At 36.1% G+C, this 20169-nt stretch carries 21 protein-coding genes; all 21 read right to left on the reverse strand.

The features are described from left to right. Nucleotides 1-2 precede the first annotated feature (2 nt). The 21 genes from ESZ47_RS04120 to ESZ47_RS04220 all read right to left on the reverse strand — a co-directional run bounded on the left by ESZ47_RS04120 (nucleotide 3) and on the right by ESZ47_RS04220 (nucleotide 20146). Nucleotides 3-1013 carry an NAD(P)H-dependent glycerol-3-phosphate dehydrogenase gene (locus tag ESZ47_RS04120; protein ID WP_148605006.1) on the reverse strand — a complete coding sequence of 337 codons (1011 nt, stop codon included), beginning with the start codon at nucleotides 1011-1013 and terminating at the stop codon, nucleotides 3-5. Continuing rightward, entirely contained in the window at nucleotides 1006-1971 is a 966-nt protein-coding gene (hprK, locus tag ESZ47_RS04125; RefSeq protein WP_148605008.1) for an HPr(Ser) kinase/phosphatase, read from the reverse strand. Before hprK ends, ESZ47_RS04120 begins: the two co-directional genes overlap by 8 nt. A gap of 1 nt (nucleotide 1972) precedes the next feature. Beyond that, nucleotides 1973-2329 (reverse strand): phage holin family protein, encoded by a 357-nt coding sequence (locus ESZ47_RS04130; protein ID WP_148605010.1) that lies wholly within the window; start codon nucleotides 2327-2329, stop codon nucleotides 1973-1975. A 276-nt stretch (nucleotides 2330-2605) separates the two neighbouring features. Further along, nucleotides 2606-3280, reverse strand: coding sequence for a phosphate signaling complex protein PhoU (gene phoU / locus ESZ47_RS04135; RefSeq protein ID WP_148605011.1), 675 nt, complete (start codon nucleotides 3278-3280; stop codon nucleotides 2606-2608). Nucleotides 3281-3337: 57 nt separating this feature from the next. Next, a complete protein-coding gene (gene pstB, locus ESZ47_RS04140; RefSeq protein WP_148605013.1) occupies nucleotides 3338-4108 on the reverse strand; it encodes a phosphate ABC transporter ATP-binding protein PstB in 771 nt (256 codons plus the stop codon). Then, nucleotides 4105-4947 carry a phosphate ABC transporter ATP-binding protein PstB gene (gene pstB / locus ESZ47_RS04145; protein ID WP_148605015.1) on the reverse strand — a complete coding sequence of 281 codons (843 nt, stop codon included), beginning with the start codon at nucleotides 4945-4947 and terminating at the stop codon, nucleotides 4105-4107. Before pstB (ESZ47_RS04145) ends, pstB (ESZ47_RS04140) begins: the two co-directional genes overlap by 4 nt. A 7-nt stretch (nucleotides 4948-4954) precedes the next feature. Then, on the reverse strand, nucleotides 4955-5839 hold the full coding sequence (pstA, locus tag ESZ47_RS04150; protein WP_148605017.1) for a phosphate ABC transporter permease PstA: 885 nt from the start codon (nucleotides 5837-5839) through the stop codon (nucleotides 4955-4957). Further along, a complete protein-coding gene (gene pstC / locus ESZ47_RS04155) occupies nucleotides 5839-6762 on the reverse strand; it encodes a phosphate ABC transporter permease subunit PstC (RefSeq protein ID WP_148605018.1) in 924 nt (307 codons plus the stop codon). The genes pstA and pstC overlap by 1 nt, the downstream gene beginning before the upstream one ends. Before the next feature lie 53 nt (nucleotides 6763-6815). Then, a complete protein-coding gene (locus ESZ47_RS04160) occupies nucleotides 6816-7697 on the reverse strand; it encodes a phosphate ABC transporter substrate-binding protein PstS family protein (RefSeq protein WP_148605020.1) in 882 nt (293 codons plus the stop codon). A gap of 173 nt (nucleotides 7698-7870) precedes the next feature. Beyond that, complete coding sequence (locus ESZ47_RS04165; RefSeq protein ID WP_148605022.1) at nucleotides 7871-9211, reverse strand: sensor histidine kinase; 1341 nt, start codon at nucleotides 9209-9211, stop codon at nucleotides 7871-7873. 75 nt (nucleotides 9212-9286) lie between these two features. Beyond that, complete coding sequence (locus tag ESZ47_RS04170) at nucleotides 9287-10195, reverse strand: phosphate ABC transporter substrate-binding protein (protein WP_148605024.1); 909 nt, start codon at nucleotides 10193-10195, stop codon at nucleotides 9287-9289. A gap of 208 nt (nucleotides 10196-10403) precedes the next feature. Then, nucleotides 10404-11090 carry a response regulator transcription factor gene (locus tag ESZ47_RS04175; RefSeq protein ID WP_148605026.1) on the reverse strand — a complete coding sequence of 229 codons (687 nt, stop codon included), beginning with the start codon at nucleotides 11088-11090 and terminating at the stop codon, nucleotides 10404-10406. A gap of 82 nt (nucleotides 11091-11172) precedes the next feature. Next, nucleotides 11173-12330 carry a recombinase RecA gene (gene recA, locus ESZ47_RS04180; protein ID WP_148605028.1) on the reverse strand — a complete coding sequence of 386 codons (1158 nt, stop codon included), beginning with the start codon at nucleotides 12328-12330 and terminating at the stop codon, nucleotides 11173-11175. Nucleotides 12331-12467: 137 nt separating this feature from the next. Next, entirely contained in the window at nucleotides 12468-13049 is a 582-nt protein-coding gene (gene pgsA / locus ESZ47_RS04185) for a CDP-diacylglycerol--glycerol-3-phosphate 3-phosphatidyltransferase (RefSeq protein WP_148605030.1), read from the reverse strand. Between the two features lie 10 nt (nucleotides 13050-13059). After that, nucleotides 13060-13923, reverse strand: coding sequence for a helix-turn-helix domain-containing protein (locus ESZ47_RS04190; RefSeq protein ID WP_148605031.1), 864 nt, complete (start codon nucleotides 13921-13923; stop codon nucleotides 13060-13062). Between the two features lie 13 nt (nucleotides 13924-13936). Continuing rightward, entirely contained in the window at nucleotides 13937-15208 is a 1272-nt protein-coding gene (gene yfmH, locus ESZ47_RS04195; protein WP_148605033.1) for an EF-P 5-aminopentanol modification-associated protein YfmH, read from the reverse strand. A 1-nt stretch (nucleotide 15209) separates the two neighbouring features. Then, nucleotides 15210-16475, reverse strand: a complete 1266-nt coding sequence (gene yfmF / locus ESZ47_RS04200; protein WP_148605035.1) for an EF-P 5-aminopentanol modification-associated protein YfmF — start codon at nucleotides 16473-16475, stop codon at nucleotides 15210-15212. Continuing rightward, nucleotides 16472-17926 carry a cardiolipin synthase gene (cls, locus tag ESZ47_RS04205; protein ID WP_148605037.1) on the reverse strand — a complete coding sequence of 485 codons (1455 nt, stop codon included), beginning with the start codon at nucleotides 17924-17926 and terminating at the stop codon, nucleotides 16472-16474. Before cls ends, yfmF begins: the two co-directional genes overlap by 4 nt. Before the next feature lie 81 nt (nucleotides 17927-18007). Then, the gene (locus ESZ47_RS04210) at nucleotides 18008-18862 is read right to left on the reverse strand and encodes an amino acid ABC transporter substrate-binding protein (RefSeq protein ID WP_148605039.1); all 855 of its coding nucleotides are present in this window, start codon (nucleotides 18860-18862) and stop codon (nucleotides 18008-18010) included. Beyond that, nucleotides 18862-19500 (reverse strand): amino acid ABC transporter ATP-binding protein, encoded by a 639-nt coding sequence (locus ESZ47_RS04215; RefSeq protein WP_148605041.1) that lies wholly within the window; start codon nucleotides 19498-19500, stop codon nucleotides 18862-18864. The genes ESZ47_RS04210 and ESZ47_RS04215 overlap by 1 nt, the downstream gene beginning before the upstream one ends. 4 nt (nucleotides 19501-19504) lie before the next feature. Continuing rightward, on the reverse strand, nucleotides 19505-20146 hold the full coding sequence (locus ESZ47_RS04220; protein WP_148605043.1) for an amino acid ABC transporter permease: 642 nt from the start codon (nucleotides 20144-20146) through the stop codon (nucleotides 19505-19507). Nucleotides 20147-20169: the final 23 nt, after the last annotated feature.

A 20169-nucleotide genomic window follows, 5' to 3' on the forward strand; every position in this document is an offset into this window, starting at 1 on the left:
TTTTAATTTTCACTGCGTAAAGGACGACTCATCAGATCTTGAATCACTTCACGCAACGGTTCGTTTTGATACAATATACGATAAATCCCTTCAGTTATAGGCATTTCTACATGATTTTGTTTTGCAAATTCATATACCGCCTTAGTCGTGCTAACGCCCTCAATAACCATGCCCATTTGATCTTGAATTTCCTGTAGGTTTTTACCTTCACCAAGTTGTTGCCCTGCACGATAATTTCTTGAGTTTGGTGACATACCTGTGACAATCAAATCACCTATTCCTGCTAGACCCAAAAATGTTTCTGGTTGTGCACCCATAGCTAAACCAAGTGCCCGCATTTCTGATAAACCACGTGTCAATAAAGCCGCCTGTGCGTTGGCACCATATCCTAGACCAACAAGTGCCCCAGAACCAATAGCAATAATGTTTTTTAAGGCTGCTGCTAACTCCGATCCTAACAAATCATTATTTGTATAAGGTCTAAATGAGGCATTCGCAAATATTTTCTGCAGTTTCTGAGCCGCTGCTTTATCATCTGAAGCAATTGATACTGCTGTCAAATCATGTTTGATAACATCTTCAGCATGTGAAGGTCCAGAAACCATTGCCAAACTTGAGCGATATTTTTCAGGTACTTCTTCAAAAAGCATCTCTGAAATACGTTTGTACGTCTCTTGCTCCAAGCCCTTGGTAGCATGCGCTAAGATAACACGATGATTTTGCTTATTTAATACATCGGCTAGCTGACTTGCAACTTCTCGGACAACTTTTGTGGGGACAACAATTAGAACCACTTCAGCATCCATGACTGCCAATGCCAAATTGCTAGTAGCCATTAAACCATCAGATAGTTTAGCATTAGGTAAATATTTTTGGTTTGTGTGTTGGCCATTAATTTCATCGGCTTGTGTTGCAGTTCGTGTCCATAGTCGTACATCATTATCATTTTCTGCAGCAACATTTGCCAAAGCACTTCCCCATGAACCACCACCTAATACGGCTATTTTAGTCATTATTTTGACCCTCTGTATCAATTTTCTCGTTTTTTTCCATTTCAGCCGTCATACGTTCTTCCAATGTTTTCAATGCATCGATACCCATATTGGACGTACGGAATTTAACGGAAGCAGCGTCAATGACACTGGCTGTATTTCGTCCTGGTGTGACTGGCACCACCATACGCTTGATTTTAACTCCTAGAATTTCTAGGGAATCATTATCATTCCCTAGACGATCAAAATTAGCTTCTCCAATTTTACCGTTTGATAAATGAATGTTTAATGCAATTGTAGCATGAGAGCGCACAGAAACAGCCCCATAGACTTGTTGTACGTCGATGATACCAACACCACGTACTTCCATCATATTTCTTAATACGCCATTTGGCTCGCCAATTAAGCGCTCTTCATCTTCTTGATAAATATCAACACGATCATCAGCAACCAATCTGGCTTTCCCTTGCTGAATTAATTCTAAAGCCGATTCGGTTTTCCCAATGCCTGCATCTCCAGTAATCAGAACACCCAGACCATGCACATCAATTAAAACGCCGTGAACATTTTTACGCGGTGCCAACTCACCACCCAAATAATAGGTCATATTTGAAAGAATTCGTGATGAAGTTAAAGTTGAAGATAAGATTGGAATATGTGCTTCATCAGCCGCTTGGCTTAATTCATCACTAATTGGTAATCCTGTTGATATAACAAACGCTGGTGTTTTTTTATCAGCCATGCGTCGATAAACTAATAAAAGTTCATCGTGACTCATTCGTTCGGAAAATGATGTTTCAGTAATACCTAATAACTGTATTCTTTCCGGGGCATAATAATTAAAATAGCCTGTCATTTCTAAGCCTGGACGAGATATATCAGATGTAGTAATTTCTCGATCTAAATATTGCTCCCCCGCAACTATTTTTAGTCGCGTGTTTTCTACTAATTGTTTTACTGTTACTGAATTTTGTGCCATTTTAATGTCTTTCTACTTGCACATGCAAATCATTTGTTAAAAGCGTGTTAATAATAGAGATAATAAATGCAATAAGCATTGCCCAACCAAAACTTGAAAAATCAAATCCACCAACAATATCCGCAGTAACTTCTAGTAATATGGCATTCACCACAATTGCAAAAAAGCCAAATGTCAAAATTGTTAATGGTAATGTCAAAATTGTTAAAATTGGTTTAATGATAGTATTTAATATAGATAACACAAATGCTGCCAATAAAGCCGCTACCCAATTGTCTACGCGAAAACCCGTCGGGAAAATCATTGATAATAACAAAAATGACAACATGTTTATCGCTAAACGAACAATAAATCGCATTAATTTCTCCAATATTTATTATTTTTTGAAAACGTTTACCATATTGATACACTAAGCTTTCAATAATTCTATTATAACAAATATTCTAGATGGTTTGTCAAATCTGCTAGATGGTATTATCTGATAGTTTGAAAACCAATAACGTAGAAAACCTATACGGCTTCTATACCTCTGAATAGATTGTTACTCATTATTTTTTCATATAGCTTTATATTTATTAAAAATAAAAAGGTCAAAAAATCGCACTAAACGATAATTTGACCTTTTTATTTTGCTTTAAATAAAGAAATTATATCCAGGATTTAATTCAATAATTTTTCCAGTTCTTTTATACACTATCCATTCAGCAATATCAGTCGTATAGTCACCAATACGTTTTAGATAACCAGCAATTACTAGATAGTCAGCAGCAGAGTCTACTAATTCAGCATCTTCTTTCATGCCATTAACAGAATCTGTTCGAACCTTGGCTGCACTTTGAGTGAGAATACTATTTTTATCAGCAATCGCTTCAGCTCCAAGAGCGTCATTTTTTACATAATAGTCCATAACCTCAGAAACCATGCTAGCGACCATTTCACCCATTTCACCTAGTTCTTTTTCAACATTGGCTATGTGTTTGGTTCCCTTAACACGTATTGTTGAATTAGCAATATTACGAGCTTGATCGCCCATTCGCTCCAACACCGAAACAGCTTTTAAAATAGTTACAATTTCACGTAAATCAGTTGTTACTGGTTGATATAAAGCAATCATTTCAAAGGTTTTCTTTTCGATTGCTGCTTCACGCTCATTAATTTGGTGATCATTTTCTAATATCTTACGAGCTCCCTCGCGATCATGATCCACAAATGACTGTACAGCTTTTTGAATTGTTTGTGAAACAAGCATCCCCATTTCTGTAAATGAACTGTCTAAATCTGCTAATTCTTCATCAAATAATCGACGCATAGTGAAACCTCCTTAACTTTATTATATTATAACCGTTCCACATCAAGATTGTGTAAATTAACCAAAACGACCAGACACATAGTCTTGTGTTTCCTTTTTTTCTGGATTTAAGAAAATATGCTTAGTCTCGTCCACTTCAACTAAATCACCACTTAAGAAGAAAGCAGTCCTATCAGAAATTCGCGATGCTTGAGACATTGAATGCGTAACAATAATCATTGCATAATCATCGCGTAACTTTAACAGTGTTTCTTCAATATTGTGACTAGATACAGGATCTAATGCAGAAGTTGGTTCATCCAACAATAAAAGTTCTGGCGATGTTGCCAAAACACGAGCAACTGAAACACGCTGTTGTTGACCACCAGATAATCCAAGCGCTGACTTATGGAGTGTATCTTTGACTTCATCCCAAACAGAAGCTTGTTTCAACGCTTTTTCCACTGCTTCGTCCAAAACGGCCTTATCTTTTACACCGGCAAGGCGCAGTCCAAAAGCTACATTTTCATAGGTTGAAAATGGAAATGGATTAGGCTGCTGAAATACCATACCAATACGCTTACGCAAATCTACAGTGTCAGTTGTAGGCGCATAAATATCTGTTCCATTAAAATTAAAAGAACCTGTAACAGTTACATTATCTTCTAAGTCGTGCATACGATTAATCGCTCGCAAATAGGTTGATTTTCCTGATCCAGAAGGTCCGATTAATGCCGTAATTCCTTTTTCCGGAAAATCCAAGTCGATACCATGTAATGCTTCTTTTTTACCGTACCAAAGATGTACATCACGGGTTGATAAAATTGTTTTTTGTTTGCTGTCTGTCATCCGAAATTACCTGATATATAATCATTTGTAAGCGCTACTTTTGGTCGTGTAAATATTTTTCTTGTCAGATCATACTCAACAATCTTCCCCATATGAAAGAAAGCGGTGTAATCACTAATTCGGGCTGCTTGTTGCATATTATGTGTCACTATAATAATAGTATATTGATCTTTCAACTTAAGCAATGTATCTTCCACTTGCGCAGAAGAAATCGGATCTAACGCACTAGACGGTTCATCCAGCAGTAAGATATCTGGTTTAAGTGCCAATGCACGTGCAATAACAAGACGCTGTGCTTGCCCCCCAGATAAAGCCAGTGCCGACTTATCTAATTCATCTTTCACTTGATCCCACAAGGCAGCTTGTTTTAAGCTTGTTTCAACTACTTCATCTAATTGTTCTTTAGTATAGTTGCCACGACTTGTTAAGGCAAAAGTAATATTATCATAAATTGATTTAGCAAAAGGATTGGGACGTTGAAATACCATACCAATATGACGTCGCATTTCATAGACATCAATTTTTTTAGTATTAATATCCACACCACGATACATAATTTTTCCTTTAACCGTAGCAACATCATCATTCATACGATTTAACGAACGCAAGAAGGTTGATTTTCCTGATCCAGAAGCACCAACTAAACTTGTGATTTTATATCGTTCAAACTGTAAATCCCCCTCACTCAATGCAAGATTATCACCGTAAAATACTTGCAAATCATGGGTTGATAAAGCAATTTCATGTTTCTCAGGATCCATATTGTAGATAAAACGCTCTGGTGCATTCTCTCTAATGAATTCGCTGGCTGGTTTTAGATCTGTATTAGAATTTGTCATAATCGCCTCACGCACTCGTTAACTTTTTATACAATTTCATACCTAGCTTGCGTGCACTAAAGTTAAATAGCAACACAACAATAATCAAAACAGCTGAAGCGCCAGCTGAAACCGCATTCAAATCAGGCATAATACCTTCAGAATTAATTTTCCAGATGTGCACAGCTAACGTTTCTGCTGGTCGCATTGGATTTAAAGGACTTGAAATATTAAATGGATTCCAATCGGCAAAATTCAATGCTGGTGCAGATTGCCCCGCTGTGTAAATCAAAGCAGCGGCTTCACCAAATACACGACCAGCCGATAATACAACCCCTGTTACAATTGAAGGAACAGCAGCTGGAAGAATTACATGTAACACCGTTTCCCAACGTGAAAGTCCTAAAGCGGCACCAGCTTCACGTTGTAAATCAGGAATTTGTGCCAAACTCGTTTCAATTGACCTTGTTAAAAGCGGTAAGTTAAATAATGTCAGTGCAATAGCACCAGACAAAATAGAAAATCCTAACTTAAATTGGACAACGAAAAGCAAAAAGCCGAACAAGCCCACCACAACAGAAGGTAAAGAACTCAATATTTCAATAGCAGTACGTATAATAGCTGTAAAACGGTTCTTTTGAGCGTACTCATTAAGATATATCGCCGCACCCAATGCAATGGGGAAGCTAATCAACATGGCCAAAATCAACAAGTAAAATGAATTAAAGAGCTGTATTCCGATACCACCGCCAGCTTCAAAGGCTCTAGCCGGTGAAGTTAAGAAATGCCAGGATAAATGCGGTACTCCTCTAACAAGAATAAATCCTAACATTGCAAACAAAATTAAAGCAACAATACTTGAAATAGCGTAAATAACACCAGTAGCTATTTTATCAGCAGTTTTTGCGTTCATTATTTCATCGCCCCTCTTCGTCCAATTGCGCGAACAATCAAATTAAATACTAATGACATAAGCAATAGAATCATTGCCAGTGTCCATAAAACGTCATTTTGGAGTGAACCCATAACTGTATTTCCAATGCCCATTGTCAATACAGAAGTTAATGTAGAAGCAGGTGTTGTCAATCCTGTTGGCATTAAGGCAGCATTACCAATAACCATTTGGACAGCCAATGCCTCACCAAATGCACGCGCCATACCAAAAACAATGGCTGTCATAATACCTGGTGTTGCCGCGCGCAAGATTACTTTATAAATCATTTGCCAGCGTGTTGCACCAATTGCTAAAGCTGATTCTCTATAGTACCGTGGAACTGATTTTAATGTATCAACCGTCATTGATGTAATGGTGGGCAGGATCATTACAAACAAAACAATTGTTCCAGACAATATTCCAAATCCAGAACCACTAGTTATCGTTCTAATGAAAGGAACCACAACAGTAAGACCAATAAATCCATAAACAACAGATGGAATTCCTACTAATAACTCTATAATTGGTTGCATGATTTTTGCACCACGTTTTTGAGCAATTTCAGTCATAAACAATGCCGTTCCAATGGCAAAAGGCGTTGCAACAATAGCAGCTAAGAATGTAACCAGAAATGATCCAATAATCATTGGTAGAGCGCCAACGTACGGTTGTTTTGTCGCTGGGTTTGTCACTGACGGATTCCAAGTTGTTCCAAATAGAAAGTCTTTAACATTAACACCGTCTTTAAAGAACGTTGACAATCCACGACTTAAAACGAAGGCAAAAATTGCCACAACCACAACACCAATCAAAATTAACGCTGTTAAACTAACAACACGACCAAACGTGTCCTTACGCGTTGACTCAGATCTCTGCATAAGTTTTTTTGTAATGTTATCCATTTTTTCTCCAAAGTGAGTGTCGAAAATAGAATGTTTAGGAATAGAAAATAAATTTATTTTTTAGTCACTTGACCATTCACATCACGACTAATTTTCATGTCATGTATTGATATGTACCCTAATTTTGGTACGAGGGTTGATTGAATTTTTTTAGAAGTTAAGTATTTTAAGAATTGAGCTACTGGCTTAGTTGGAGTACCATTAGTATACACATGTTCGTATGACCAAATAGCATATTTTCCAGCCACAACATTTTGTTTTGTAGGTTTAATACCATTTACACTACCAGCCACAACACTATTATCGATATAGCCAAAAGCTGCATAAGATATGGCTCCAGGTGTTGTTGCAACAATCGAGCGAACCATTCCTGAAGAATCTTGTTCTTGCGCTTCAATACTCTGCGCACCGTGCAAGCCCCATTTTTCAAAAGTTGCTCGTGTTCCCGAACCAGCTGCGCGGTTAATGATTACAATCTTTTGATCATTACCACCAACTTCTTTCCAGTTCGTTACTTTACCAGTAAAGACTGCTGTTAATTGTTTGGTTGTTAAATTTTTAATACCATTCTTTTTATTTAACAATGGTGCAATACCAACAACTGCAACTTGATGATCGACTAACTTTTTAGCGTTAATACCTTCTTTTTCTTCGGCAAAAACATCAGAATTTCCTATGTCCACCGCACCTTGCGATACTTGACTTAATCCTGTACCAGTTCCACCACCCTGAACGTTAATGAAAGTGCCAAGATTATCTTTAGCATATTCTTCACCAGCAGCTTCGACTAATGGCTGTAAAGCCGTAGATCCAACTGCAGTAATTGACGTATTTGACGCACTTTTATCACGCATTGCATACGCTGTTCCAAATGCTGCAGCAACAGCCACGGCTACAATCGTACATACGATTGGGCCGCGATAAGATTTCGACATGTTAATGCCTCCCAAGATTTACTACTACATGTTCATTATCTTAAACTTATGTAAATGTCAAAACGCTTTTATGTAAAGATTGTGTAAAGACGAAAATCAACAACTCAAAAAAGCAAGGCACATCAAGCGAGTAGCTTGATGCGCCTTGTTTACAGTAATTTTTTTCAAATTCTTTACAATGGTAAAATGACACTAATTGTTGTTCCTACCCCGACCTGTGACTTCACCTTGATTTCACCATTGTGCTTATTCACAATTTCATTGACAATTGCTAATCCTAATCCTGTTCCACTTGCTATCCTTCTTTGACGTGACTCATCACCACGATAAAAACGTTCAAAAATACGTGATTGTTGATTTAATGGAATACCAATACCAGAGTCTCTGACATTAATTTGCCAATTTTGCTTATTTTTGGAAGCTGTTATCCAAACCTCCCCAGCAATTCTGTTATACTTAATAGCATTTGTTAACAAATTTTGTACTATTGTACTAATATCACTGGTGACTCCTGATGCATTGAAATTTAATGCGACATCATTATGTACCAAAACTGATTTAGTATCTATTTTTTTCAGTTGTTGATCTATAATCTGAGTTATTTTAATATTGGTTGCCTTTTCATCAACCTTATGTTGCACACGTGATAATGACAATATATCACTAACCAAAGCTGACAAACGATTTGCTTCGTTAGCTACAATTTGTAAAAATTGTGCCCTTACATCTTCATCTGCTCCTGCTTCACCCTGTAATGTTTCAACGAAACCAGTTATAGCAGTTAATGGTGTTTTAAATTCGTGTGATGCATTTGCTAAAAAGTCAGCTTGCATTCGTTCAATTTTTAAGACTTCGGTTAAATCATACAACATAACCATTACTTCTGTATTAATACCAGATTGGTGAAAGAGCGTACTAACATCATACTGTTTTGTTTCGCCATTAACAATTAAATTCAAGATTGATTGTTGCTTTTTTTCTGTATTAAAGGTGTGGTTAATCAACTCAGATAGCGTAAAGTGGCGAATTACAAGGCTATCCAGAATTGGTACTTTGGGCATTTCAACACCAAGTAAGTCAGCTGCTGTTTGATTAAATACATCGATTATATGATGACGATTCACATTAATCACCCCAACCGGTAAACTAGTTAACAACGTCTGGTAATTATTTATTTCACGGTTCGTATCATATTGCATATGACGAATGTAATTCTGTAAGTTATTGAATTTTTCTAATAATTCATAGTATGGAGAAGTAGGTTCTGCGATTACGCCCCTTGGTATTTCTCCAACGGATGTTGCAACCATTCGCTGCTTCATAATTGCCAGCTCTGATGTTTCTTTATTTTGCCAAAAATTTAAAAACCATACTTCAAAATTAGCGACCACAAAAAATATGATTAACAATACATAAAATTGATTATGAACAACGTGTACAACACGTGTCACCAAAAACAATAATAAAATATTTAGCACATATATACTGATTAATTTTCCAATTCTTTTCTTCATAAATTTATTTTATCATGGTTGAGCATTCTTAATTGCAAAATAAAAAACAAGCAATTCGCTTGTTTTGTGTTATCTTTACTTATCAGTAACCTTACCACTTGAATCGCGTGTTACTTTCATGTCTGTCAAACCAATATAACCTAACTTAGGAACAATAGTTTTTTGAACTTCTTTGGTTGTGAAGTACTGTAAGAAAGCCTTTGTAGCCCCTGTTGGGTTTCCTTTAGTATACATATGTTCATAAGCCCAGATTGGCCATGAATTATCTTCAACATTACTCTTATTCGGATGAACATCACTCAAATTAAGAGCCTTAATACCATCTGAATCAAGATAAGCAAATGCTAAATATGAAATAGCCCCAGGTGTTGTTTTAACAATTTTTTGAACGGTTCCGTTAGAATCCTGTTCAGTTGCTTGAACAGCATTTTGTCCGTCTAAGATGTTCTTTTCAAAGACAGCACGTGTCCCTGAACCTGTCGCACGGTTAATAACGACAATTTTTTCATCTTTACCGCCAACATCTTTCCAGTTAGTTATTTTACCCGTAAAAATATCTCTTAATTGTGTTTTCGTTAAACTACTAATTTGAACATCACTATTGACAACAGGTGCAATACCAACAACTGCAACCTTGTGATCAACTAATTTACTAGCATCGACACCTTCTTTTTCTTCAGCGAAGACATCTGAATTGCCAATTTGTGCCGATCCATCAGAAACCTGACTCAATCCGGCTCCAGAACCACCGCCTTGCACCGTAACAGTTACACCAGGATTTTTATCTTGGAACGAACTTGCAACTTGTTCTGCCAAAGGTTGCAAAGCGGTCGATCCCAATGACAAAACTTTTCCAGTTACTTTAGAAGAAGAGGTAGTACTCGACTTACTATCGCTTGATTTATTATTTGCAGAAGTGTAGAGAGCAATTCCAGCCGCAATAACCACTATACCACCAATAATTCCTACAATCTTTTTGTTCATGAAGATTTCTCCCTTAGAAATATGTAACGAAACAAGGCTGTAGTAGAGGCTCTTGGGTGCCGCTCCTTGTTTACAACTTATATATTACGAGCGTTATGTTATGAAACGCAGCATGATTCAGTCGCGTTCTTGTAAATAATTGTAAAGAATCATTTACAAGAAAAATGATCAATACTTAAATGTTAAGCATTGATCATTACTTTAAAAATTAGTTTGTCATAGTATATCCAAAGCCACGCACTGTTTTCAAAATTTTTGGTGATTTTGGATTCGTTTCAATTTTATCCCGTAAATTGCTAATATGCATATCTACCATGCGACTCTCACCTGTGTATTCATACCCCCATACAGCAGTTAAAATTGTTTCCCGATCAATTACTCGGCCTATACGTTGCGCAAAATATAAAAGCAAATCATATTCACGTGGTGTCAGAGATAAAGATTTGTTTGCCTTTGTAACAATTTTCTTACCATCATTAATTAACAAATCTTGAATGGTAATAATCATTTCATCTGTTACATCAGCACTAACTTGCGAACGACGTAATACTGCTTTTAACCTCGCAACGACTTCTCGAGGACTAAACGGCTTTGTAATGTAATCGTCAGCGCCTAACTCTAGACCAAGCACACGATCAAACTCATCACCTTTTGCAGTTACAAGAATTATCGGTGTGGTAATTTTGTCTTGACGTAATTGTTTTAAGACTGTCATGCCATCCATTTCTGGTAGCATTAAATCTAATAATATTGCATCAAATTGCTGCTCTTTTGCTTTTTGATATGCAGATAAACCATCCGTCGCAACTGTTACATCATAGCCATTTTGTCTCAAATTATATTGCAATAATGTTGCAATTGCAGTTTCATCATCAACAACAAGTATCTTAGTCATGTTCATCTCCATGCGTTTCTTTACTTGCATTGTAACAAAAAAAAGAAAAACGACCTAACGTTTTTCTAAATATTTACATAATTTATACAATTGGCTCATCTGTTAAAGAATCGTCTTCTGTTGATTCTAAATCAAGTAAGTCAACTTTTTTATCATTATTTTCGGCTTGTACTTCAGTATTTGAAACTGCTGTACCGTTAGCGTTAGAATCAATTCCATATGCTTGTCGCACTTTAACATACAGAGCCTGTCGCAACTCTGCATGTTCCGGATCGTCCAAATAATCTTTTGCTTTTTCACGCCCTTGCCCAATACGCTCACCTTCATAAGCATACCACGCACCTGCTTTATCAATAATATCTTGTTCAACTGCCAGATCTAAAATTTCACCTGTCTGCGAGATTCCTTTACCGTACATAATATCAACTTCAGCAATTTTAAATGGTGGTGCTACTTTATTCTTAACAATCTTGACCTTGGTTAAGTTACCTGTAACATCAGTACCATCTTTAATTTGTGTTGAACGCCTTACTTCTAAACGTATTGTTGAATAAAATTTTAGCGCACGACCACCTGGCGTCGTTTCAGGATTACCAAACATGACACCAACTTTTTCACGAATTTGATTGATAAAAATGGCGATTGTACCAGTTCTATTCAAAGTACCTGCTAATTTACGTAAAGCTTGACTCATCAAACGAGCTTGAAGACCAACGTGAGCATCGCCCATTTCACCTTCAATTTCTGCACGAGGTACTAAGGCAGCTACTGAATCAACGACAATCATATCGACAGCTCCAGATTGGACTAGGGCATCAGCAATTTCTAACCCTTGTTCGCCCGTATCTGGTTGTGATAGAAGTAATTCGTCTTTTTTAACACCAAGTGCTTCGGCATATTTAACATCTAAAGCGTTTTCTGCATCAATGTATGCAGCTGTGCCACCTTGCTTTTGAACCTCAGCAACAGCGTGTAATGCAATAGTTGTTTTACCTGATGACTCAGGTCCATAGACCTCAATGATACGCCCTTTAGGATAACCACCCACACCCAAGGCGACATCAATTTTAACAGATCCAGAAGGAATCGTTTCAATTTGTGTCAGCGCGTTATCACCTAGCGTCATGACGGAACCTTTGCCAAAATTCTTTTCAATTTTCTTTAACGCTTCATTTAAAGCGGCTTGACGGCCATCTTTCTTAGCTTGATCGTCTTTTTTAGTCGTTTTTTTTGCTACCATCGCGGATAACTCCTTTTGTTCTACGTGACTAGTTTACCTTTTTCTCATCTCAAAAGCAAGTATTTTTCGAACGTTTGTTCGTTACGTGTTTGCTTATGTTTTATTGTACGAAAAAAGCGCTATAAGCGCTTTTTTTATTATAAACCATCTGAGAAGACATCTCTATTTTGCCAAAAATAGTCAATACCAGAATAAAGTGTAAAGACAACTGCAATCCATAACAAAACCTCACCTATTGGAAAATGAAGTAGCGAAAACGGTACATCTTTTATGTACAAAAAGAAAATCGCAAACATTTGTGAAAAAGTCTTGATTTTTCCTGGCATTTGAGCAGCTAGTACCTTACCATTATTTTCAACAATCAACGTACGCAATCCTGTCACAGCTAATTCCCGTATAACAATAACAGCAGTCATCCAAGCTGGTACAACATGAAATCCTGTTAGGAAAATTAATGCGGTCATGACTAATAGTTTATCAGCTAAAGGATCTGCAAACTTTCCAAAATTAGTCACTAGATTCTGACTACGTGCAATTTTGCCATCGAGAAAATCAGTTATGCAAGCTACCGCAAAAACTATGGCAGCAATTAGCCAATTTAAAGGGATCGCTGCGTCAAAAATATTGATATTATGCCAAGTATATGGTAATGTCAACAATAATATAAACACAGGAATTAAAACAATCCTGAAAACAGTTAATTTATTAGGTAAATTCATGATAGTTCCCTTACTTATTTAAGTTAAAAAGTACATTCCAAAATGATGTCGTTGTACCGCTTACTGTAACATTTTCTCCATCCACAGTAAGAGTAGCATTATTTACATTTGAAAATTGTACATTAAATGCAGTTGTACCAGTAGGAATTTCAACTGTCTTACTACCACTACTTAATGTCTCATTCAATAAAATATTACTACTTGCATCATTAACTTTGACGGTTGTACCCGAATTTTTTGCTGTAATAACAACTGTATGTTTTTTTGTACTTTGATTTGACAAATTATATATTGTTGTTTGCAAACTTGTATTAGTCTCTGGTGTTCCTAGATCAATTTGCGATGTTTTTGTACTAGAACTCGATGACGACGAGGCTTTACTTGAGGATTTTGTTACATTAGACGTAGAGACTGAAATATTATCATTACTGCCACTTTGTTGTGAAGAGGAACCAACATGTGTCAACACAAACCAAATCACAACTAAAGCAACAATAATGAGCATACCGAGCCATATAGTTGGCATAAAATTAACTAAATGCGTTCTGGCTGTCTGTGTTTTATCTATACCAGCTCTAACAACTCCATCATTATCTCTATGTGCACGACTTAAGTCACTCATTCGAGATATGGAAACTGGTTTTGTTTCTCCTAATAATTCGTCTGGGTGTAGCCCCACCGCCAAGGCATACTGACGTATAAAAGCACGCACGTAAAAATCACCCGGAAGCACACTGAGATTATTCTCTTCAATGGCAGCCAAATACCTGCGTTGAATCTTTGTAATGCCTTGAATATCATCTAAGGATAACTTTTTTTCTAAGCGAGCAGATTTCAACTGTTCGCCAATTTGATTTGTTAAAATTTCGTTCATAATAACCCACAAACTACTTACGCAATAAAAATCTTTGCAATGTAGCATTTCGATATAATTTATCCGCTGTTACAAGAATGTCATCAAACGTTAAATCTTGTAACAACTCTATCTTATCAAAAAGATTTGTTCCGAACAAGACATCATCACCTTGCAAAGCTATATTTTCGAGAGAATTTAGCTTCTGAATACCCTCACCAATGGTCGCTTTACGAAGTGATTCAAACGTATTTTGCTGATTTTCTAAATATTTTGAATAATGGTCAATTTGCCCCTGTATGGCATCCGTTAATAAATCATACTCCTCAGTCTCTGAAAAAAAGCTCACATACTGATAGGATTTTATAATATCAAACGACGTCTCAAATTCTGTATCAATAATACCACGACTATAAAGATCCTGATACCAATCTGTTTGTTCACCAAATAATAAATCATTTAAAATGTCAACAATCAAAACACGCTTGGCACCTTCCACTCCCAACACATTATCATGGTCAACTCGAATACCAAAGGCTACCTTAGGTCGTGAAACGTTAAAATGCCGTTCTACTTGAATCTTATTTGGGGTAGAAAATTTTTCCGCGTAGTGTGTAATCTTCACGGCTTTGAAATTTTTTTTATCCTGATTATCATGAATAGCTGCAAGTATTTCTTTTGGATTAAAATGACCAACAATATGAAGCGTTAATTGGTTAGGCTGGTAAAAAGCCGAATGCAGCTTATAAAGTAATTCGGGCGTGATTTTTAAAATTGAATTTTGTGTTCCGGCAATATCTTGAGCAATCGCTGCGCCCGGATATAACGTATTCAATAAACCCATATAAAGTGCCCAATTTGGATCATCATCATACATTTGTATTTCTTGCCCAATAATTCCTTGCTCTTTGGCAACTGTTTTTTCTGTAAAATATGGGGTCTGCACAAAATCTAATAAATGTATCAAAGCCGGTATAAAATTTTGTGCGGTTGAAAAGAGATAACTCGTCTGAAAAGCATTTGTAAAAGCATTAGCATCGGCACCTAGCTCGCCAAATTTTGTAAATGCGTCTTCGTTTTTCTTTTCAAATAATTTGTGCTCTAAAAAATGAGCTGTCCCTGCGGGAATATCAATTACTGATCCGCCATTGATAGAAAACTTTTGTTCTAAGGCACCATAGTTTGTCGTCAAAACAGCAAAAGTTTTATGATAAGGCAACTTTGGTATCATGACAATTTTAAGACCATTATCTAGTGTTTCTGTAACCAAATCTTCTTTTAGCTTTAGATAATGTTTTATTTTCATATTAGACCTCAGGTAATAGTATATAACGACTCTGGAATGAGAGCATTTGAGCTACTTGTTGGACTTCTTGAGCCGTCACCGCATTGATCCGCTCTATCCATTTTTGCTCACTCGTTTCATGCGCTGTTAATAATTGAGAAAATGTTACTTCAATTTGACTAAGTGGTGAGTCGTGGCGACTTAAGTAGTCATTAATTAAACTTTGCTTGACAGCCTCTAGTGTTTTATGATCAAAATCTCCCAACTGAAGGGCTTTAATTTGTGTCTTAATCATACCATCAGCTTGACTAACCTTTTCAGAATCGAGTCCTGCAAAAATCGTCAAAAAACCAGTATCTTGTTGCCATCGAGAATAAATACTATAGGCTAAAGACTCTTTTTCTCGTACATTCATAAACAATTTTGATAAAGGCGTACCACCTAGCAAAGAATTCATAACCAGAATTGCAAAGCGTTGATTGTCAAAAGGTGCCACATCAATTTGATAAGCCATTGTTAGCATAGCTTGGTTAATATCAATCTGATAATCAACTAATTCTTTAGGCTGTTGTTTAGCTGACTGTCGATAAAACGGTTCCACTGATTTCTCATCTTGATGGGCCACAATCGGCCATTCATTTAAAATCTGTGACACCTGTACATGATCAACATCTCCTAATACAACAATATTCATCATGTTGTGATGTAACATATCGATATAGGCTTTATACACTTCAGAAGATGTCAACTGAGCTACATCTTCTTTGTTACCAATTGCAGCCATCTGCATCCCTGGAGAATCATACGTTAATTCTCTCAGTTTAGCAATAGCATATTGATTCTTATCATCTTTAATACTGACCAATTCATTAATCAAGCTTTTTTGTTCATTTAAAAAAGTTTCTTCATCAAAAGCATTATTTTCCACTAGTGGATTAAAAATCATTTCTTGTAAAAAATCAAATGCATCTTTTAGTAATTGACTTTCATCAGACAAATATGTCGGTGCTGGCATTTGAAAAGTATAACGCACATGATGCATTTGTCCTATACGAAAAACATCAGTTTGATATTGTGCGCCGTATAAGTCAATCGTTTTTTTCGCAACAGCCTGCTGATTTTTATATTTGGCTGAACTAACCGCAGTTAAATAAGATACTAATGCTCTGGCGCTAATACTTTTAGCTTCTGCCAATGTTGAAAAGTCAATTGCAATATGTAATGTCTTAAATTGTGTTGTAGGCAAAACAACAAGTTTAGCGCCTTTATTAATAATTGTTTTTTTCATAGTATTGGTGAGAACAGCCGACTAAATTTTTGCTTGAATTTCATCCAAACTGACTGTCTTTCAAAATATTCCATTGTTAATAGCGTAGAATTTGTTATATCTTGTTCGAATAGCTCTTCTAAATCAGCTGAAAAATCTGGATCATATATAAAAGCATTTCCTTCAAAATTTAGTGAGAAAGAACGTATATCCATATTAGCCGAACCCACAGTAGCTACTTCATTGTCAATAATGACCACTTTGCTGTGTAAAAATCCACCATCATATCGATAAACAGTTGCCCCAAGCTCAATTAATTCCTGAGCATAATATTCCGTTGCGCGATAGACTAATGGATGATCCGGTTTATTAGGAATCATCAATCGTACTTTAACACCTGAAAGAATGGCCACTTCTAATGTTTCCAAAATTGGGCCATCAGGTATGAAATAAGGGGTTTGTATACTTATAGTATCACGGGCAGAAGAAAACATTCTCATATATCCTTGTTTAATTTGTTTCATATCATCATCAGGACCACTAGAAACAATTTGAACCATAGATTTTCCGGGTAATGAAAAATTTTCTGGAAAGTATTGCATTGTCTGAGTTAATATTTCTTTACCCTCTGCGGTTGCATTCCAATCCATTAGGAATCGACTTTGCAAAGACAAAACAGCATCGCCAACAATTCGCGTATGTGTATCACGCCAATAACCAAATTTTTTTGATTCACCAATATATTGGTCACCAACGTTAAAACCACCAATATAACCAATTTTACCATCAATAATAGCAATTTTACGGTGATTTCTAAAATTAAAACGAAGCGTCAATAACTGAAAACGTCTCATTAAAAAAGGCACAGCAACGCCTCCAGCAGCGCGAAGCTGCTTATACATTTTAGGATGTTGACCATGAGAACCAAATTGATCATAAATCACACGTACCTCAACACCTTCGTTAGCTTTTTTTGTTAACAAATCAACTAATTGATGCCCTATTTTATCATCAAAAATTGAAAAATATTCTAGGTGAACATGTTCTTTAGCAGCACGAATATCTGCAAATAATCTGTCAAATTTCATTTGACCATCACTAAGAATAGTAATATCATTTCCACGTGTTAATACAGCACGATCTGATGCTAAAAATAATTTTAGTAGCTCTGTGGCACTGTAAGGAATAGGTAATAATTTTTCTATATCTTGTAACTGTTTGCTTTGATTTAAGGCAATTTGATCAAGGCCACGTTGTTCCTGCGTTCTCAAGCGAAATATCTTTTTGCTGGAAATACGACTCCCCGCCAAAAAAAATATAGAAAACCCTACGACCGGCAGCAATAGCAATACAAGCATCCATGCCCAAATTGTCGCAATTTCACGTTTTTGCCGAAAAACAGCAATAAATGAAATAATTGTATTAAAAATTAATACTATTAAGATAACAATCCAAAAAGATATACGCAGCATATTGCCCTCCCCAGCGCAATAAAAACTATTAATACTATTCTAACATAAAAGCAGCACCTTTACGGTACTGCTAGAAAGAGGTTAATTTCCAAACCATTTTGCGCTATATTTGTCTAAACGACCATCTTTTTGGAAAATGGCTAACTGCTTGTTTACAGCTCGACGTAATTGTTTGTCTGTTTTACGGAAACCAACCGCATTATCATTTACTGGAAAATCACCAACAGTAACAGTATAGTCACTAGGATTGGATTGATGCGCAACATAGTAACGTGCATAATCTTCGTCAATTAACAATCCATCAATACGACCAGCATTTAAGTCATTAAATGCTTTATCAAAGGTATCGTATCCAATTACTTTTTGATTTTTGACATATTGCTTCAAAACTTTTGGATATTGTTCAAAAGTTTGGTCTCCACTAGAAGCTGTTTGATCTCCTAACACCTTATCTTTCATATCTGAAAATTTATTGATGTTATTCTTCTTTAATGTCACGAGTACTTGAGTAGCCTTGTGATAAGGTTTTGAAAAAGCAACTTGCTTCTTTCGGTCAGATGTAATCGTATATCCATTCCAAATTGCATCAATATTACCTGTGTTTAGTTCAGTTTCTTTCATCGACCAATCAATAGGTTGCCATTTGACTTTGATTCCTAGACTTTTAAACACAGCTGTAGCCAAATCTACATCAAATCCTACTAAATTGCCTGATTTATCACGAAATCCCATTGGTACAAAAGTATCATCCAAACCAATCGTTATTAACTTTTCTTTTTTTATACGTGACCACTGATCTGTTTTTGTTATCGATTGTTCAGAGTTTGTATTCTTTTGTGACTTATTAGGGATCGAAATAATTGCCCACAAAACTAATATGACAAACAAACCACCCACAATACTATTGACCATAATTTTTTTCTTCATACTTGGCATTAGCGCTGTACCTCCGTTGCAAAATCAAACATACGATCAGAAACAGCTTCAGCAAATGGCTGGTCATGAGTAATGATTACTTGTGTAACACCACGTTCTTTCAGTGCTTTAACCACTTCAGTAACTTGGTGTGTTGAAGCCTCATCTAAACCACTAGTTGGTTCATCGTATGCTAAAATTTGTGGATTCATGGCTAAAGCACGGGCAATAGCTGCTCGCTGCTTTTGCCCACCAGATAGTTGATAAGGATATAAGTCAGCCTTTTCTAACATTCCTAATGAATCCAAAAGTTCTTTAGCTTGTTTTATCGCTTCACTCTTAGGCTGTTTGCTAACATTTACAGGTGCTAATGTAATATTTTCAATGACAGTATAGTTTGGAAACAAATTAAAATCTTGAAAAATCATACCGATGTTAACATCAGAGCTTTCCCCATTAGTATTAATAGGATTTCCATTCAAAATAATCTCACCATCATTTGCTGTCTCTAAACCAGCCATAATTTTTATCAGTGTTGTTTTACCAATACCAGATGGACCAACGACACTTAGTACTTCACCATCATTTACTGTTAAATTTAAAGATTTAAAAATAACATTTTCATTATATTGTTTAGTTAAGTTTTTAATTTCTAACATCAGCTTACCTCCAAGTATTCAACACTGTCTCACTACGGCGAAGTAGCAGTGTAACAATGGCTGTCATGATTAAATACATCACCCCCACTAAAAGGTAGGGTGTCAGCGTAACATCACGACTCGCAGCAATATTTCCAGCACGTAAAATATCTCCTAACCCAATAACATACACTAACGATGTGTCCTTCACTAAATTAATAACTTCATTACCAAAAGAAGGTACAACAATCTTTATAACTTGTGGTAAAACGATTTTAAAGAAAGTTTGTATTTTACTAAACCCGAGTACTTTTGCTGCATCATACTGTCCTCTAGGAACTGATTGTAAGCCTCCACGGAAGATTTCAGCCAAGTAGGCAGCATAGTTAATAATAAAAGCTATAATTGCGGATTCAAAGCGTGGAAAAGTAATCCCCATCATGCCTAATCCATAGTAGATAAAAATGAGTTGCAGTAGTAGTGGTGTACCTCTCATAATCCAGATATAACCGTTGATTAACCATCTTATTGTGAAATAAGGCGATTTCATCCCTAAAGAGACTAAAATTCCTAGAGGTACAGATCCTATAATTGTTAAGAAAAATACACCAAGTGTTGTTTTTAATCCTGACATTAGACTTGGGATAATAGTTATTAAATAGCTCATTATATATACTCCTTTTTTGATTA

The sequence above is a fragment of the Leuconostoc litchii genome (genome assembly GCF_008107645.1).
Taxonomy (GTDB): Bacteria; Bacillota; Bacilli; order Lactobacillales; family Lactobacillaceae; genus Leuconostoc; species Leuconostoc litchii.